The sequence below is a fragment of the Flavobacterium saccharophilum genome (assembly GCF_900142735.1).
In the GTDB taxonomy this organism is placed as follows: Bacteria; Bacteroidota; Bacteroidia; order Flavobacteriales; family Flavobacteriaceae; genus Flavobacterium; species Flavobacterium saccharophilum.
Genome location: NZ_FRBY01000005.1, coordinates 1 through 17326, shown reverse-complemented (window position 1 = coordinate 17326; position 17326 = coordinate 1). Strand labels below are relative to the sequence as shown.

The following is a 17326-nucleotide window of genomic DNA, read 5'->3' as shown; positions in this document are numbered from 1 at the left end:
TTAAAATCCGAAGCCTTACAGTTTCGGATTTTTTTTTGGTTATGAACAAAAAAATCTTATTTATAAACAATTAATAGTTATAACTCGATAGCAATTTTTTTTTAAATTTTGTTACTTTCGCTATATGGAAAATTTCAAAAACATAAACCCTGTTAAGGTAGATAAAACCACAATTATTAATTTAGAAAAAGGGAAATTACCTCCACAAGTACTTGATTTAGAAGAAGCTGTGCTTGGGGCAATGATGATTGATAAAAAAGGGGTAGATGATGTAATTGATATTTTACAAGCTGATGCTTTTTATAAAGATGCACACAAATTTATTTTTGAAGCAATTGTTCAGCTTTTTACGGATACACAGCCAATTGACTTGTTGACGGTTTCGGCTCAGCTGAAAAAAAATGGAAAATTAGATTTAGCAGGAGGAGATTTTTATTTAATTCAGCTTACACAAAAAATTGCCTCTTCGGCACATATCGAATTTCACTCTCGTATCATTCTTCAGAAATTCATTCAGAGAAGTTTGATTAGAATTTCATCTGAAATTATTGAAGCGTCTTATGATGAAACTACAGACGTATTTGATTTGTTAGATCAGGCCGAATCGAAATTGTATGAAGTAACGCAGGGAAATATTAAACGTAGTTCTGAAACTGCACAAAGTTTAGTTTTGCAGGCTAAGAAACGTATTGAAGAAATTTCTAAACAAGAAGGTTTAAGTGGTGTTGAAACTGGTTTTACCAATTTGGATAAGCTTACTTCAGGATGGCAGCCAAGTGACTTAATTATCATTGCAGCGAGGCCAGCGATGGGTAAAACGGCATTTGTACTTTCAATGGCCCGAAATATTGCCATCGATTTTGGACACCCTGTAGCTTTGTTCTCTCTGGAGATGGCATCAGTTCAGTTAATTACGAGGTTAATTTCGTCCGAAACAGGATTGTCGTCAGAGAAATTACGTACTGGTAAATTAGAACCTCACGAATGGACGATGTTGAGTACCAAAGTGAAGAACTTAGAAAAAGCGCCTTTGTTTATTGATGATACACCATCACTTTCTATTTTCGATTTAAGAGCAAAATGCCGTCGTTTGGTTTCACAGCACGGAATTAAAATTATAATTGTCGATTATTTGCAATTAATGACCGCTGGAGGAAATTCTAAAGGAGGAGGAAACCGTGAGCAGGAGATCTCTACAATTTCCCGAAACTTAAAAGCATTGGCAAAAGAGTTAAATGTGCCGGTAATTGCACTTTCTCAGTTATCGCGTGCGGTTGAAACACGTGGGTCTAGTAAACGTCCTTTGCTTTCGGATCTTCGTGAATCTGGAGCAATTGAGCAGGATGCCGATATTGTTTCGTTCTTGTACCGTCCAGAATATTACAAAATTGATGAGTGGGATGATGATGAGGCTTCGCCAACTGCTGGGCAGGCAGAGATTATGATCGCGAAACACCGTAATGGTGGTATCGAAAACGTTCGTTTGAAATTCTTAGGTCATCTTGGTAAATTTGACAATCTTGACGATTTTTCTGGTAGTTATGATGATTTGCCTTCTAAAATGAATCATGATGATAATCCGTTTATCACTAAAAATCTTCCGTCTCCAAATGAAGCTTTTGGCAGTAATTTGAATGATGACGATGATGATAGTGATGTTCCGTTTTAATATAATATATAGGATACAATACAAAAAAATCTTTATGAGTTAAGTACTTATAAAGATTTTTTTTTTATTTAGTACGACTTATTCTTCTTTATAATTTTACTTATTTAGTATGTTTTATATAAAATTATTTCGGTAGTTTAGCAAAACCATTAACAAATCAAATCTTATTAACTAAAAAATTGTAAATTATGAATGAAGAAACCTTTCCAGGACCTATTCAAATTCCATTAAGTACAGCCCAGGTATGGGAAAAAAGGTATCAGGATGATACAACGGTTGAAGATGCAAAGAATAAAGTAAAAGCTTATTTAATTCCAAGAGAAACTTTGGAAAAAGTATTAGAGTTAAAAACGGAAGCTGTTTGGGCGTATATGGGGATTAACGACCAGAAAGAAAAGACTTTACTTTTCGTTGGAGCAGAATATGATCCGGAAACAAAGAAATATATTAATGTTTACGGACCACCAAGTTCGGGTGAAAATAAATCTGCCGATGCACCTGGAGAAGTTGTCTATGATGGTGTTCGTCCAAGCCCTCCAATGTAATTTTAAATAGCATTTAGAGGTGTATGACTTTTTTGTTTACTCGGTTTATTTAGTTTTACTAGTAAATCTTATACTATATTCATTTAGCTTTTTTCGAAAGGAAAAAGCTAATGTTTTTTTTGTGTCCTATTTGGTTTTCTCATTTGTGATGCAATTATCCATGGAAGTAATGTATCATCTTAAAGTAAATAACTTACCTGTTCTTAATACGTTTTTTATTGGACAGATGATTCTGTTAGGATTGTTTTATAATTCATTACTAAAGTTAAAAATCCAAAAACTATTTATAAAAGTTTGTATCGTTGTTGGATTATTGATTTTAGTTGTACAATTTGCTTTAGATCCGAGTCAATTTTTGAAATTTAATTTGTTTGAAATTGCTTTGACATGTTTACTTAGTGTTGTTTTTGCTTTGCTGCACCTTTATAATATGCTCACAGAAGGTAAAACGTATTATTATGTTAGTATTGGTATTATAATTTACTTATTTGCCAGTACAGTATTATTTTTAATTGGAAATCTTTCTTTTAGTCTTAGCGATGATTTAAAATATCTTATCTGGACCTTAAATGCTTTTTTAGCATTAGCTTACCAGTTTTTTATTTTATATGAATGGAAAGTAAGTTTTTATAACAAATCCTTGCGACCTTAAATTAATAATCTTGTAAAAGAATAGCACGATATGAATACTACCCATTCAATTCCTGAAAAAGAACTTGTTACGATAATATTATACATTTCTCTATTCTTTATAATTGTAGCCGTTGTATTGATAATATTTTTCTATTTTTCAAGAAAAAAAATAATTCAAAAGGAGCTTGAAAAAAAAGACTTAGTATTACAGTATCAAAAGGAACAATTACATGCCGTTCTTTTTACCCAAGAAGAAGAACGAAAGCGTATCGCACAGGACTTGCATGATGATATAAGTTCTAAACTTAATATTGTTTCCTTAAATACACATTTGCTTTCTGCTTCAAATTTAAGTGAAGCCGAAACAAAAGAGATTACTGACAATATTATTAATCTCACTGGAAAAGCATTAGAAAATTCAAGAAAAATTGCCCATAATCTATTGCCGCCTGTTTTTGAAAAATTTGGACTTAATGCTGGAGTTGAAGAATTATGTGAAGAATTTGAAAGTAGTAAAGCTGTTAAAGTTCATTATAAAAATGAAATTGATTTTGATGAAAGTGACATCGATCGTCATTTGCATATTTTTAGAATTCTGCAAGAATTGATGAATAATTCATTACGACATGGAAAAGCAAGTGAAATTTGGATTTCTTTTAATACTGTTTCAAACGTTGCTACTTGTAATTACGAGGATAATGGTGTTGGATTTGATAGTAAAAGTGCCGAAAATCAAAAAGGTTTAGGGATGAAAAACATTGATAGCCGAATTTCTTTTTTGAATGGTACTATTCTGATTAACTCTCAAATTAATAAAGGATTTTCAGTAGTTTTTACTTTTTAAGTCAAAATTTAGCAATAAATCAGCTTTTAGCCCATTATATCAAGCCTTTTGATGGTTTTTTAATTCATATTTTGTAATTTCGGAAAACCAAAAACCAAAAACAAATAAATAATGAGCCCGGCTATTAAGGTTGCTTTAGTTGACGATGAAGTTTTATTCCGAAAAGGAATTGCTTTTTTATTACAAAGAGAAGATAATATCGAAATTATTTTTGAAGCTTCAAACGGAGAAGAACTTCTTTTTAGTTTAGAAGATAACGAGGTAAAGCCTGATATTATTATCATGGATTTAAAAATGCCCATCTTAAATGGCGTCGAGGCTACAAAAATTATTCGAAAATCTTTTCCTGACATTAAAATAATTGCTTTAACCAGCTATGATACTAAATCATTTATTGCAAACATGATTCAGGTAGGAGCAGTGGCTTATTTAATAAAAAATACAACTCCTAAAGATCTAATTCATACTATTAATGAAGTTGCAAAAAAAGGTTTTTATTACAATGAGAACGTTTTAAAAACAATTCAGGAAACTATTGTTTCGTCAAAAAATTCAAAAGGACATTTAGAAACTAGTTTTCTTTCTCCCAGAGAAGTAGAAATCCTTCAGCTTATTTGTCAGCAAAAAACAACTTCTGAAATTGCTGATCATCTTTTTTTAAGTCCGAGAACAGTAGAAGGTCATCGCAACAATTTATTACTTAAAACAGAGTCGAGAAACATTGCCGGACTTGTAGTGTATGCTATCCAAAACGAAATTGCTTTTTTAACAATTTAAACACATACTAACTTGTTAGAAATTGAATCGACAATACATAATATACAATTATAGTTAGCACAAGTAAACAAAGCCCTATTTTTTGTAATAGGTTTAGTCTCTTTGGCTGGTTATCACTTTCATTAAACTTCATATTGTGGTTTTATCAGTTAATAAGTCCAATGATTTGGATTATCAAATGTAGATAGAAATTAATTATTTGAAATACGTATTTTTACCTGTTTTTAATTAAAATACAGAGGTAATTTTTTTTGTTTAATTAATGTTTCTTTCTTTCATAAAAGAACTTTATCTGTTGTGTTTTTTAAAGCATCCTTTATATCTTTACTAAAACAATTTTCTAATGTATAAGAGTTTAGTCTATATTTTCATGCTGTTGCTTTCATTTACAGCAAAAGCTTCGTTTATTTTACTCCCAATGGATGAGACTACGCAGCAAAATCACTTAAAAGCATACGGAATTACATATTGGTGTTTAAGTAAGGATTATAAAGCCAGCTGGTTGCTTAATTATCGTGGCGGATCATTTTTGTTACCAGATGCCGAAGAGATTCGTAAAGAATGTCAAATTCGGGGGGTTAGCTTTGAGGTGCTTTCAGATAGTGAAGAAGCTTCTATTTTAAATGAAATTTCAAGTCCGTCTCAAAATATGGAATCTGTTATTTTGGAGAAAGCACCAAAAATTGCGGTGTATACTCCAAAAGGAAAACAGCCTTGGGATGACGCTGTAACACTGGTACTAACTTATGCCGAAATTCCTTTTACGCCAATATATGATGAAGAAGTTTTAAGTGATCAATTGTTGCTTTATGATTGGTTACATCTGCATCACGAAGATTTTACCGGACAATACGGCAAATTTTATGCAGCATATAAAAATACACCCTGGTATATTGACCAGAAAAAAGATGCAGAAGCTTTGGCTACCAAATTAGGTTATAACAAAGTTTCTCAGGAAAAAGGTGCTGTCGCTAAAAAAATTAGGGATTTTGTTATTGGTGGTGGATTTATGTTTGCCATGTGTTCTGCAACTGACAGTTTTGATATTGCTCTTGCGGCTGATGGAGTCGATATTTGCGAAGCAATGTTTGATGGTGACGCGAGTGATTCGAACTATCAGGCAAAATTAAATTTCGGAAATTCATTTGCTTTTAAGGATTTTACATTAGAAAGAAGGCCAGAACAATATGAGTTTTCAGATATCGATATGACTTTGAAACGTAAAATTCCTGTAGAAAAAGATTATTTTTCTTTAATGGAATTTTCTGCAAAATGGGACCCGATCCCTAGTATGCTGTGCCAAAATCATACACAGTTGGTAAAAGGTTTTATGGGACAAACAACCGCATTTGATTCATCATTAATTAAATCAAATATATTAATAATGGGTTCATGTGAACTTAACGGTGAAGCAAGATATATTCACGGTGAAAAAGGGAAGGGTATGTTTACTTTTTTTGGTGGACATGATCCTGAAGATTTTCAGCATCAGGTTGGTGATCCTCCAACAGTTTTAGATCTGCATCCAAATTCGCCGGGATATAGATTAATCTTAAATAATGTATTATTTCCTGCAGCAAAAAAGAAAAAACTGAAAACGTAAATTATCTTAACGAAAATTCAAACCATATTGGGATATGATCTGATATTTTTCGGGCCTCTTGTAATGAACTAAAAGTTTTGTAGAAAGGTATCACACCTGAATTTTTATAATTTAAGGAATTTAATCTGAAAAATATATTGTCAAACTCTGATGCCAGGCAATAATTGTTTTTGCATTTTTTCTTCAATGATGTTTTTTGATTTTGTAAAACAGAAACATATCCTGATTTTTTCAGTGGATTGAAAACGGAATGTGATTGTGGGCAGTTAAAATCTCCTATAAAAATTAAATTTAAGAAAGGATATTCAGCAGGTAAAAATTTAAAGTATTTAATTTCGGTTTCTGGTTGTTTGTTTTTTGTAATGGCATGAAAATTTACTAAAGTAATTCTCTTTTTATCAATTTCAAAAGTTGCGAAATAAGGCTCCCTGTCAATTTCTAGATGATATTTTTTTTCCAGCCACGGGCTGCCTATTAATTTTATTTTTTTTGTTTTCCAAATAAAAGCATAACGTTCCCTTTTGTAACTGCTGCTACTGGTTGGATTGCTAATTATGTAATTCCATTTTGAGCCTTTTTCGTTCAATATACTGTTAAGTTCTGCAATAGCTTGTGCACCGCCGTAGCCAGCAACAACTTCCTGTATTGCTATTATATCGTATTCTTGAACAGTATTGGCAATAAAATTTAATTCAGTAATAGATTTTGATTTTCCGAAATTTTCTAAATTCCAGGAGACAATTTTAGTTTGTGAAAAAGAGAGAAGACTTAAAAATAAAAGAAGGGAACTTAAAATGTTTTTCATGCAGAATTTTAAAAATCAAATATAAGTAATTTAAAAATTTGATTATATTCTTAATTACTCTAATTTTAGTTTCTGCTTAAGTCGAAATCTTTTTTTAAGACTATTTTTTTTGTGGTATCGTCTTGAGTTTTTTGTTTTATAGCTATTTTAGGAACCATTCTTTCTGTTCTTGAGCTATACCAGTGCACTATAATAAGTATGCAGATCAATATAATTAGGAAGTTTTTTTTCATATCTATGAAGTTTAAGATTGAAAAATTACGACTTAATGTTTTTTATATCTGTTTTTTAAAGCGGTCGAGATAATAATGATTTGCAAGACAAGAAGTGCTGGAATAAAAATAATTTTCCAGTCAACTTCAAGCCACCCTGATTTCTCAGAAACAAAAGCAAAACTTACGGAAAGAAAAATACATAATAACATAGTTTTCATAATGATCTTGTTTTTAGTTGTATTAATTTTTGATATAAAATTAATGTGGTATTTAGGTTTCATTGGTCGCTGAATAGATTCAAAACAAATTTATATGTATAAAGAAACATTTCCTTACGGAAACCCGTAAATACAAATAAAATTTATACTAAGCCAAAGTCTTTGGCAATAGCAATTAGATGGACATTGTTATTAGCTTTAAAGTATATCTTCAATTTATTAATTCTTTTTTCGATACTACTTGTTCCATTAGGAGTAATAGAAGAGGATTTAAACTCACTCGCAATGTTTTCTAAAATGTATCCCTGAGCTAATAATTTTAGAATTGAAATATCATAAGATTCGATTTCAATCAATGTTTTATCGTTAAAGCTAAATGAAAGATCTGATGATAGAATTTTTTCTTCTCCTTTAAAAGTTCCTTCAATCGCTTTTCTCAGTTCATTTATACTATTTCGTCCTTTTGAAACGTAAGCATTTATGTTTAAATCATTAAACAGCGATTTGATTCGGTAAGATTTGTCTTCAATTGAAAATACAATCTTTTTTAAAGAAGGCTGTACAGCATTAATTGCTTCAATAAGATCTTCTCCACTTGACAATACTGTTTTTCTGTGATCCGATTTAAAAGATAAATCGCTTATTACTAGATCATAAGGTGCGTTTTCGACTAGTGCTTTTTTTATTCGTAATAAGCCATCATCGCAATATTTTACATGGTGTATTGTTGGTATTTTTAAGTCTTCAAGTACTTGAATAACAGCAATACTTATACTATCTAAATCTTCGGCTACTAAAACTTTTTTAAACATAATATATTTTATAAAGGGAAGGTGAAACTTATTTTAAAACCTTTTTGTGAATTATTGCCAAAAATAATAGTTCCATTTATAGTTTTAATACGGCTTTCCACATTTTGGAGACCATTTTTTAAAATTAATGTGTTATTTTTAATTCCAACGCCATTATCTATGTAAGTAACGTGTAAATTTTTATTCTTTATGATAAAAGAAATACTTGCTAGTGTTGCTTCGCTGTGTTTTTTCATATTCACAAATAACTCTTGTAAAACTCTGTAAAGAATTATTTTTTTATTCTTGTCTATTTCATTCCAACGAATTGTATCGAAACCATTTATCAATATATTAATTTCAGATGCTTTATGCCCCAAAATCATCTCTTTTACTGCTTGCGGATAATTTTTATCTGTGCAGATATTACTATTTTCTTTTGAAATATTTCTTGTTCTGAAATAAATGTTATCCAGATTATTTAATAATTGTTCTTTGTTTTCATCTTTTTCAAGATCCTTAGTTTCTGCAAAAGCTATCGTTTGATAAACATCATTTGCAAGTTCGTCGTGTAATTTTTTTGAGATGCGTATTTCACTGCTAAAAATAGCATCATTTTTTTCCTTTTTTCCTTTTGAAGTTAAATAAAAGTAGAGGAATAAAATGAGCATCAAAACAAAAGCAATTATGACATATGAAATAATAATTCTGTTTTTTTGTCTTTCCAGTTGTAGATGACTTTCTGTTTTTAGGGCTTTAAGCTGCAGATTTTCTGCTCTGTCTTTGTTAAAATTATACTTAATGTTAGAGAATTGATTCTTTACTTTTTTGTTGGTATGGTTTATACTATCAACAAGTTGAATGTACTTTAATGAATATTTTTTTAATTCGTTTCCATCGGTACTTTTTATTAATAATGAAAGACTGCTAATTCGCTCCATAATATTATTGATTTTTGAAGCATGATCGTAAGCTTTTTTTGCATATTCTTTTGCTAATATTGGATTAGCTTTCTGAAAAAAAATAGATAGATGTTTATAAGAAGTGGAGAGCCCGTCATCATTTTGTGGTTGTAATCGTATTTTTAAACCTTCATAATAACATTCTAATGCTTTCTCAGTATTACCTAGTTTATAATAGCAATATCCTAAATTATCTACAATATAGGCGTGATCATTATTATTTGCAGCGTCGTAACTTGAAATGTTTTTTTGAGAAGCCAATATATTAAGTAAGATGGCGGCTTCTTTATATTTGCGTTGTTCCATATAAACAACTACTAGATTGTTTATGGCAAGGCTTTTTCGCCAAACGCTTGTTTTTAACTTAATTGCCTTTTTAAAACATACAATAGCATTTTTATTATCATAACTATGGGTGTAATTAATGCCTAAAATATTATATACAATCCAGGAATAACGCGGGTTTTTTATATCTTTTAAGTAAGGTAATGCTTCTGTCGCGCTTGCTTCACTAGCTATATAGTCGCAATTTTTTTGATGAAGTTCTGCTATGCAAGTTACTGCATAAACATAATCGATAGGATTTGTTTTGGGATCGCAAAGCGCTTTTATTTTATTAAAGGTATAAATAGCACTATCTTTCTTATCTGTGTCAAAATAGACATCTGCGACATTTGTAAGTCTTTTTATTTCTTCGGTATGATCCGTTTTTGGTTTTGCAATTTTCCTTTGACAAAACTGTGCCAACAAGACAGCGACTAATAATAAACTCATTATTAGTAACAGATATTTGAGAAGTGTTTTTTTTGAAAAAGTATAACGTTGCTTTTTCATTATAATGGAAATTTAATAAAAACTTTGAATCCTTTATTAGGCTTAGTATCAATGTCGATTTGTCCTTTGATGCTAAGGATACGATTCTCGACACTATGTAAGCCGTTTTTAAAGATCATATTATTTATATCAATACCTTTTCCATTATCAGTGTAATTTATGATAACGCTTTTGTCTGTTTTTTTGAAATTTATACCTACCAAAGTCGCATTACTATGCTTTTTCATATTTACAAGCAACTCTTGTAAAATTCTATAAATGGTAATTTTTTTGTTTTTTTCTATTTCGTTCCATGGAATTGATTCTATGTCATTTAATAAAAGATTAAGATTAGAAGTGTTGAAACCAGAAATCATTTCTTTTAAATAGAAAGTATATTTTTCATTGGTTATTACAGGACTGTTTTCCTTTGAAATATCTCTTGTTCGTGAATAAATTGCATCTAAACTAATTAATAACTGTTCTTTGTTTTCAACTATAGAAAGATTCCTGTTTTCAGCGAAAGCCATAGTATGATAGATATCATTAGCAAGTTCGTCATGTAGCTTCTTTGCTATTCTTGTCTCACTTTTATAAGTAGCTTCAATTTTTTCTCTATTCCCTCTCGACGTCAGATAGAAGTATAAAACCACAATCAAACTTAAGCTTAAAGCAATTAAAATATAGGAAATTATATTTCGATTTTTTTGCCTTTCAAGCTGTAATTCATTTTCAGCTTTATGATTTTTTAATTTTAAATTCTCTTCTTTTTCTTTTTTGGAGTCATATTTAATTTTTGCAAACTGGTTTTTTGCTCTTTGTCTTACCTCTGTAATACTATCGTTTATTTTGATATATAGAAGGGAGTATTTTTTTAATTCATTATTTTGACTTTGGTTTATTAATAATTTTAAAGAAGACATTCTATCATTTACATGATTCGTTTGAGTAGACTTTTCATAACTAAGAAGCATATATCTTTTTGCTAATGGAATGTTTTTTTTAAGATAGAATTCTGCCAGATTGCGATAGCTTGAACCAAGTCCTGAATCATCTTTAATTTCGGTTCTTATTTGTAAAGACTTATTTAGGTAAGAAAGTGCTTTTGGGTTATTGCTTTGTGAATAACAGTAACCAATATTGTCAAGAGCTCTGGCATAATCTTCAGGAAATTTCTTTACGCCGTCACCTTCTAATAGAGTCTCAAAAATTTTCGTTGCCTCTTTATATTTTTTTTGTTGGATAAAAGTAAGGGCAATATTATTTTTGGCAGCGGCTTTTCTCCATTCGGTGGTTTTTAAAGCCAAAGCTTTATTGTAATAATGCAGTGCTAGTTTGTAATCGTATGTGTTTAAATAATTAATTCCTAAAATAACGTACGTATTCCAGGCATGTTTAGGGTTTTTTATATATTTTAAATATGGAAGTGCTTCTGTAACTGTTGATTCGCTTCCGGAATAATCACTTTTGTTTTGTTGGATATCGGCCATTCGGTCCAATGTACTAACGAAATTTTCAGAATCAGTTATAGGATTACAAATTGACTTTACTTTATTGTAGTAATAAAAGGCACTGTCAAAGTTTTGATTATCATATAACTTATCGGCAATAATGATTAACTTCTCAACTTGTGGTTTAGTGTTTTTTGGAATAGTACTAGAAATATCTTTCTTTTTGTCGCAGGAAAATAAGATAATAAGCAGTACTGTGATATATAGAATTATTTGGAGCCTTTTTGTAATCATGAGCCAAAAATAGAAAATTTTAGTTCTTACGACCACGTATAAATACGGTATTTTGAATTATCTCAAAAATTACAGTTTTCTTGATCTCATTTACAAGTAGATACAAACAGACCCTCTGGTGCGAGGGCCTATGTTTGTTAGAATGTTGTAAAAATTATCTTTATAAAAAAATTAAACAGCTCTCATTCCTGTAGTAATTCCTATTCTATTCCAGGCATTGATCGTGATGATCATCATAATGATTTCGGCAAGATATTTTTCATCAAATAAGCGTGCTGCGTTTTGGTATACATCTTCTGAAACATGATTGTTGATTAAAGTAACTTGTTCAGTCAAAGCTAAAATTGCTTTTTCTTCTTCGGTATAAACATCAGCTTCACGCCACGCACTTAATAAATAGATGCGTTGTTCGCTTACACCATATTTTCTAGCATCAGCAGTATGCATGTTAATACAATACGCACAACCATTTATTTGTGACGCACGGATTTTAATCAATTCTTTATGTACGGGTGTTAATGAAGTTGTAGAAATATATTTTTCTAAATTCATCATAGCTTGATAAGCTTGTGGCGCAACTGTTGGGATAACGATTCTTGGTGTCATTTTGTGTGTTTTTAAAGTTTGATACAAAGTTGAAGGATATCTACCTTAAAAAACTTGAACTACTTCAAGAAATGAGAATCATAATTTTCCCGCCCTGATTTTACTCATAAATTCAGCTGAAAAATCTAAATAGGAAGCAAGCATATATTGAGGGACGCGCTGTACAAACTCCGGAAATTGATTGTTGAAATGATGGTATCGTTCTTCTGCCGACATGGTAAATAAGAATTTAATCCGCATTTGCATGGCGCCAAACGATTTTTGAGAAACGATTCTAAAGTAACGTTCCAATTTCGGAATTTGAATTAGCAGAGCTTCCAATGTCGGTTTCTCTATTGCAATGACTTCTGAGTTCTCTACAGCCTGAATGTAGAAGTTGGAAGGGGTATGGTTATGATAGCTTAATAAATCAGTGATCCACCAATTCTCTATACCAAATTGAAGTGTTTGTTCACTGCCTTTAGTGTTTATGATATATTGCCTTAAACAGCCCTTTACGACAAAATACATAGTATTGCAAATTTGCCCTTCTTGTAATAGGTGTTCTTTCTTTTTTACTTTAGAAAGTTGTAAGCATGACTCTAAAGTATCGATCTCCGAAGGTTCTAAGTTGGTGAATTTTTCGATATGTCGAAAAAGTGCTTCGTGCATTTGATTTTTTGATTTAATACAAATGTACTTTTAAAATTCAATTTCTAAAAGGAGCAGTTTTACAAACTACTATGAAAACAAAAAACCATCCCGTTTTGACGGGATGGTTTTTCTATGATAAGTAAGTAATCTAAATTGAGTTTATAAAACGTTTATTTTACTTTATTAAGTATTGCTTTGAAAGCTTCAGGGTGGTTCATAGCTAAATCTGCAAGAACTTTACGGTTCAATTCGATTCCGTTAGCTTTTACTTTCCCCATGAATTGAGAATAAGACATTCCTTCCAATCTAGCTCCAGCGTTGATACGTTGAATCCATAATGCACGGAAATTTCTTTTGTTTTGTTTTCTATCGCGGTAAGCGTAGCACATTGCTTTCTCTACTGCATTCTTAGCAACTGTCCAAACGTTTTTACGTCTACCAAAGAAACCTTTGGCTTGCTTCATTATTTTTTTTCTTCTTGCTCTTTTAGCAACTGAATTTACCGATCTTGGCATAATTTTAATGTGTTTTTGTAGCAGGCGTCCTGAATTGAATCAAAGGAACTTAAAAGCCATACTCCAAGGTTATATAAATAATTTTTTAACCTAAAGAATTATTAGATAATTCTTAATTGTTGTTTAATGCTTTTCATATCTGTAGAGTGAACTAGCGCTGAGTGAGTCAAAGCTAATTTACGTTTTTTAGATTTTTTAGTCAAGATGTGACTTTTAAAAGCATGCTTTCTTTTAATCTTTCCAGAACCAGTAACTTTGAAACGTTTCTTGGCGCTAGATTTTGTTTTCATTTTAGGCATTTTTCCTAGTGTTTTAATTTATTCTTACTTACTTATATCTTGGTCAGAAAGTTTAAAAGTCAAAAGTTAAAAGTCAGTTTATGACTTTTAACTTTAAGACTTTGGGCTTTAAGACTTATTTCTTTTTCTTCGGAGCAATGAACATAATCATTCTCTTACCTTCCAAAACTGGCATAGCTTCTACTTTACCATGTTCTTCTAAATCTGTAGCCAAACGTAGTAATAAAATCTGTCCTTGATCTTTATAGATAATAGAACGTCCTTTAAAGAATACGAATGCTTTTAGTTTAGCACCCTCTTTCAGGAATTTCTCAGCATTCTTTCTTTTAAATTCATAATCATGCTCATCAGTTTGAGGACCAAAACGAATTTCTTTTACTACAACTTGCGTAGACTTAGCTTTCAAAACCTTATCACGTTTCTTTTGTTCGTAAACAAATTTCTTGTAATCCATGATTTTACAAACCGGCGGCTCAGCGTTTGGCGAGATTTCAACCAAATCCAATTCGAATTGATCGGCTAAACGTAATGCTTCAGCAAGCTTAAATACACCTGGTTCGATGTTCTCGCCTACTAATCTTACTTCTTGTACACCACGAATATTATTGTTTATTCTGTGTGCATCCTTTTTTTCTACTCGAGGTTGATAACCTCTGTTGCTTCTTATTGCTATGACTTTATAATTTAAGTTAAACTGTAAAAACTTTTAATGTCTTTTTTATTTCTTCGTCTACAATTGCGACAAATTCATCAATTGTAACTGTAATATTCCCTTTTCCTTCTTGACCATGACGACGAATAGAAATCGTTCCGTTTTTCTCTTCTTCCTCACCTACAATCAGCATGAATGGTATTTTTTGCATTTCTGCATCTCTAATTTTCTTACCAATTGTCTCGCTTCTGTTGTCAATTAGGGCGCGAATTTCGTGATTTTCTAGCAAATCTAAAACTTTTTTAGCATAAATTTCGTATTTCTCGCTCAAAGACAAGATTATAGCCTGTTCTGGCATTAACCAAAGTGGGAAATTTCCTGCTGTGTGTTCTAGCAAAATTGCTATAAAACGTTCCATCGATCCAAAAGGAGCTCTGTGAATCATGACAGGGCGATGTAATTCATTATCAGCACCTTTGTATGTCAATTCAAAACGTTCAGGTAGGTTGTAATCCACTTGAATTGTTCCTAATTGCCATTGTCTTCCCAAGGCATCTTTTACCATAAAGTCAAGTTTCGGTCCGTAAAAAGCAGCCTCACCATATTCTACTACAGTATTTAATCCTTTGTCGGCTGCTGCATTGATAATAGCATTTTCTGCTTTCTCCCAATTCTCATCAGAACCAATGTATTTCTCTCTGTTTTCTTGGTCTCTCAATGAAATCTGAGCTGTAAAGTTTTCAAAACCTAACGAACCAAATACATATAGTACAAGATCAATTACTTTTTTGAACTCTTCGTCCAATTGCTCTGGAGTACAGAAAATATGTGCATCATCCTGAGTAAAACCTCTCACACGAGTTAAACCGTGCAATTCTCCAGATTGCTCATATCTATAAACAGTACCAAATTCAGCATAACGCTTTGGTAAATCTTTATACGACCAAGGTCTCACATTATAGATTTCACAGTGGTGAGGGCAGTTCATCGGTTTCAATAAAAACTCTTCGCCTTCAGCTGGGGTATTGATTGGTTGAAAACTATCTGCGCCATATTTCGCATAGTGTCCAGAAGTTACATAAAGTTCTTTCTGTCCAATATGTGGAGTAACAACTTGTTCGTATCCTGCTTTCTTCTGTGCTTTCTTTAAAAATTGTTCTAAACGATCTCTAAGTGCAGCACCTTTTGGTAGCCATAAAGGTAAACCTTGTCCAACTTTCTGAGAGAAGGCAAACAATTCTAATTCTTTTCCTAGTTTACGATGGTCACGACGTTTTGCTTCTTCAAGAAGTTCAAGATATTCAGTTAAATCCTTTTGTTTAGGGAAAGATGTTCCGTAAACACGAGTTAACTGTTTGTTCTTTTCATCACCTCTCCAATAAGCACCAGCGACACTCATGATTTTAAAGGCTTTGATAATTCCAGTATTCGGAATATGACCACCACGGCATAAATCAGTAAAAGTTGCATGATCGCAGAAAGTAATAGTTCCGTCTTCAAGATTCGAAATCAATTCAGTCTTGTAAACGTTATCTTTATACATTTCTAATGCATCAGCTTTACTAACCGGGCGCATTTTAAACTCATGCTTTTCTCTTGAAATCTCAAGAACACGATCTTCTATCTTTTTAAAATCAGCTTCTACAATTTTCTGATCTTCAAAATCAACATCATAATAAAACCCATTAGCGATTGCAGGTCCGAGAGTTAATTTAATTCCAGGATACAATTCTTCAAGCGCTTGCGCCATTACGTGCGAAGTCGAATGCCAGAAAGCCTTTTTACCTTCTGCATCATTCCATGTATATAAAATAAGACTACCGTCGGTCGTCAATGGAGTTTCGGTTTCTATTGTTGTACCATTAAAAGATGCAGAAATTACGTTTCTTGCAAATCCTTCACTAATGCTTTTAGCAACCTCCATCGGAGTTACGCCTGAAGCAAACTCTCTAATTGACCCGTCGGGTAAAGTAATCTTAATCATTGTTTATAATTTTGTGAATGCAAATATAGCGCATTACTAAAATACATACAATATATATATGCATGTTTATATCATATATATGTTAGGTAAGAGTGTTGTTCTTAAGGAGACGCTTTTTTCTACATATATATAAGGTGTAAATTATACTATTATATATAAGAGTGGTTTTGTGAGCTAGAATGAAGTTGAGGCTTTTGAGAATTTATTTTTTAATAAGGAGCTGTTTCCCGCTATCCGCTGCAATCTTTTGTGCCGAACCCCGGCACAAAAGGATTTCCACTACTATCGGGGCTAGGGGAGTTGTTTTCAAAAGAAGTATTACTTCTATATAGTATAAGAAAAAGCAGAAGAAAGAGACTTTGCGCCTTGGTGCCTTAGTGGCAAAGTCAAAAAAGAAGGTGTGATGATATGTTGTAAAGTTCTCAGAAAAGAATGTATTGCTGTGTGAAGTCCATAAAAATGGCGTATTGTGAAACAAAAGAATTGAGACAAACACAAATACTACGGAATATTCTTATAAATAGTAAAAAACGTGAAAAGCTAAGTTTTGTGTTATCAGACTGTTAAGAAAAAGTTTTAAAAAAGATCAAAAAAACTCAGATAAAAAGCTTGTTTAACTCAATAAAGGTGCTACTTTTGCACCCGCAACAGCGATAGACGTTCACTGAAATACTGACAAGCAGACGAATTAATACTGAAATTTTTTTTCAAAAAAAGATTCCAAAAAGCTTGTGAGATTTGAAAACGGATGTTACATTTGCACCCCGCAAAACATTGGAAAGTTCCTTGATAGATTGGTAAGAAAAACAAAGAAATGAGACGAAAAAAAAGTTTCAAAAAAACTTTAAAAAATTCTTGCTAATTAAAAAAGAAGTTGTAGTTTTGCACCCGCTTTGAGAAACAAGCGAAACAAGATTGAAAGACACGTTCGTAGACATATTGAATTGACAGCCGCTTTAACAGAGATGTTAGAGCAAAAGAATAAAGAGTAAGATAATCGAGAGATTAAGAAATGAA

At 31.6% G+C, this 17326-nt stretch carries 17 protein-coding genes; 6 read left to right on the top strand and 11 right to left on the bottom strand.

Features of this window, described 5'->3' with window-relative positions; all coding sequences use genetic code 11:
• Positions 1-124: 124 nt before the first annotated feature.
• The 6 genes from dnaB (at position 125) to BUA98_RS15835 (ending at position 6071) form a co-directional block, all read left to right on the top strand.
• A complete protein-coding gene (dnaB, locus tag BUA98_RS15860) occupies positions 125-1669 on the top strand; it encodes a replicative DNA helicase (protein ID WP_072974159.1) in 1545 nt (514 codons plus the stop codon).
• Positions 1670-1857: 188 nt separating this feature from the next.
• A complete protein-coding gene (locus tag BUA98_RS15855) occupies positions 1858-2214 on the top strand; it encodes a hypothetical protein (protein ID WP_072974157.1) in 357 nt (118 codons plus the stop codon).
• Between the two features lie 148 nt (positions 2215-2362).
• A complete protein-coding gene (locus BUA98_RS15850; protein ID WP_244279228.1) occupies positions 2363-2866 on the top strand; it encodes a hypothetical protein in 504 nt (167 codons plus the stop codon).
• Positions 2867-2896: 30 nt separating this feature from the next.
• Complete coding sequence (locus BUA98_RS15845; RefSeq protein WP_072974153.1) at positions 2897-3691, top strand: sensor histidine kinase; 795 nt, start codon at positions 2897-2899, stop codon at positions 3689-3691.
• Positions 3692-3802: 111 nt separating this feature from the next.
• A complete protein-coding gene (locus BUA98_RS15840; protein ID WP_072974151.1) occupies positions 3803-4468 on the top strand; it encodes a response regulator transcription factor in 666 nt (221 codons plus the stop codon).
• Positions 4469-4811: 343 nt separating this feature from the next.
• A complete protein-coding gene (locus BUA98_RS15835) occupies positions 4812-6071 on the top strand; it encodes an asparagine synthetase B (RefSeq protein WP_072974149.1) in 1260 nt (419 codons plus the stop codon).
• Position 6072: 1 nt separating this feature from the next.
• On the opposite strand, the gene BUA98_RS15830 is transcribed toward BUA98_RS15835, so the two are convergent.
• The 11 genes from BUA98_RS15830 to thrS all read right to left on the bottom strand — a co-directional run bounded on the left by BUA98_RS15830 (position 6073) and on the right by thrS (position 16309).
• Positions 6073-6876 carry an endonuclease/exonuclease/phosphatase family protein gene (locus BUA98_RS15830; protein WP_072974148.1) on the bottom strand — a complete coding sequence of 268 codons (804 nt, stop codon included), beginning with the start codon at positions 6874-6876 and terminating at the stop codon, positions 6073-6075.
• 265 nt (positions 6877-7141) lie between these two features.
• Positions 7142-7309, bottom strand: a complete 168-nt coding sequence (locus BUA98_RS22400; protein ID WP_157849277.1) for a hypothetical protein — start codon at positions 7307-7309, stop codon at positions 7142-7144.
• 143 nt (positions 7310-7452) lie between these two features.
• A complete protein-coding gene (locus BUA98_RS15820) occupies positions 7453-8121 on the bottom strand; it encodes a response regulator (RefSeq protein WP_072974144.1) in 669 nt (222 codons plus the stop codon).
• Between the two features lie 8 nt (positions 8122-8129).
• Positions 8130-9836 (bottom strand): ATP-binding protein, encoded by a 1707-nt coding sequence (locus tag BUA98_RS15815; protein ID WP_072974958.1) that lies wholly within the window; start codon positions 9834-9836, stop codon positions 8130-8132.
• Positions 9837-9895: 59 nt separating this feature from the next.
• On the bottom strand, positions 9896-11620 hold the full coding sequence (locus BUA98_RS15810) for a tetratricopeptide repeat-containing sensor histidine kinase (protein ID WP_072974142.1): 1725 nt from the start codon (positions 11618-11620) through the stop codon (positions 9896-9898).
• Between the two features lie 171 nt (positions 11621-11791).
• A complete protein-coding gene (locus BUA98_RS15805) occupies positions 11792-12226 on the bottom strand; it encodes a carboxymuconolactone decarboxylase family protein (protein WP_072974140.1) in 435 nt (144 codons plus the stop codon).
• A 78-nt stretch (positions 12227-12304) separates the two neighbouring features.
• Positions 12305-12877, bottom strand: a complete 573-nt coding sequence (locus BUA98_RS15800; RefSeq protein WP_072974138.1) for a Crp/Fnr family transcriptional regulator — start codon at positions 12875-12877, stop codon at positions 12305-12307.
• 152 nt (positions 12878-13029) lie between these two features.
• Entirely contained in the window at positions 13030-13374 is a 345-nt protein-coding gene (gene rplT / locus BUA98_RS15795; RefSeq protein ID WP_007810721.1) for a 50S ribosomal protein L20, read from the bottom strand.
• A 101-nt stretch (positions 13375-13475) separates the two neighbouring features.
• Positions 13476-13673, bottom strand: coding sequence for a 50S ribosomal protein L35 (gene rpmI, locus BUA98_RS15790; protein ID WP_007810722.1), 198 nt, complete (start codon positions 13671-13673; stop codon positions 13476-13478).
• 115 nt (positions 13674-13788) lie between these two features.
• The gene (gene infC / locus BUA98_RS15785) at positions 13789-14340 is read right to left on the bottom strand and encodes a translation initiation factor IF-3 (protein ID WP_072974136.1); all 552 of its coding nucleotides are present in this window, start codon (positions 14338-14340) and stop codon (positions 13789-13791) included.
• 22 nt (positions 14341-14362) lie between these two features.
• Positions 14363-16309, bottom strand: coding sequence for a threonine--tRNA ligase (gene thrS / locus BUA98_RS15780; RefSeq protein WP_072974134.1), 1947 nt, complete (start codon positions 16307-16309; stop codon positions 14363-14365).
• Positions 16310-17326 lie beyond the last annotated feature (1017 nt).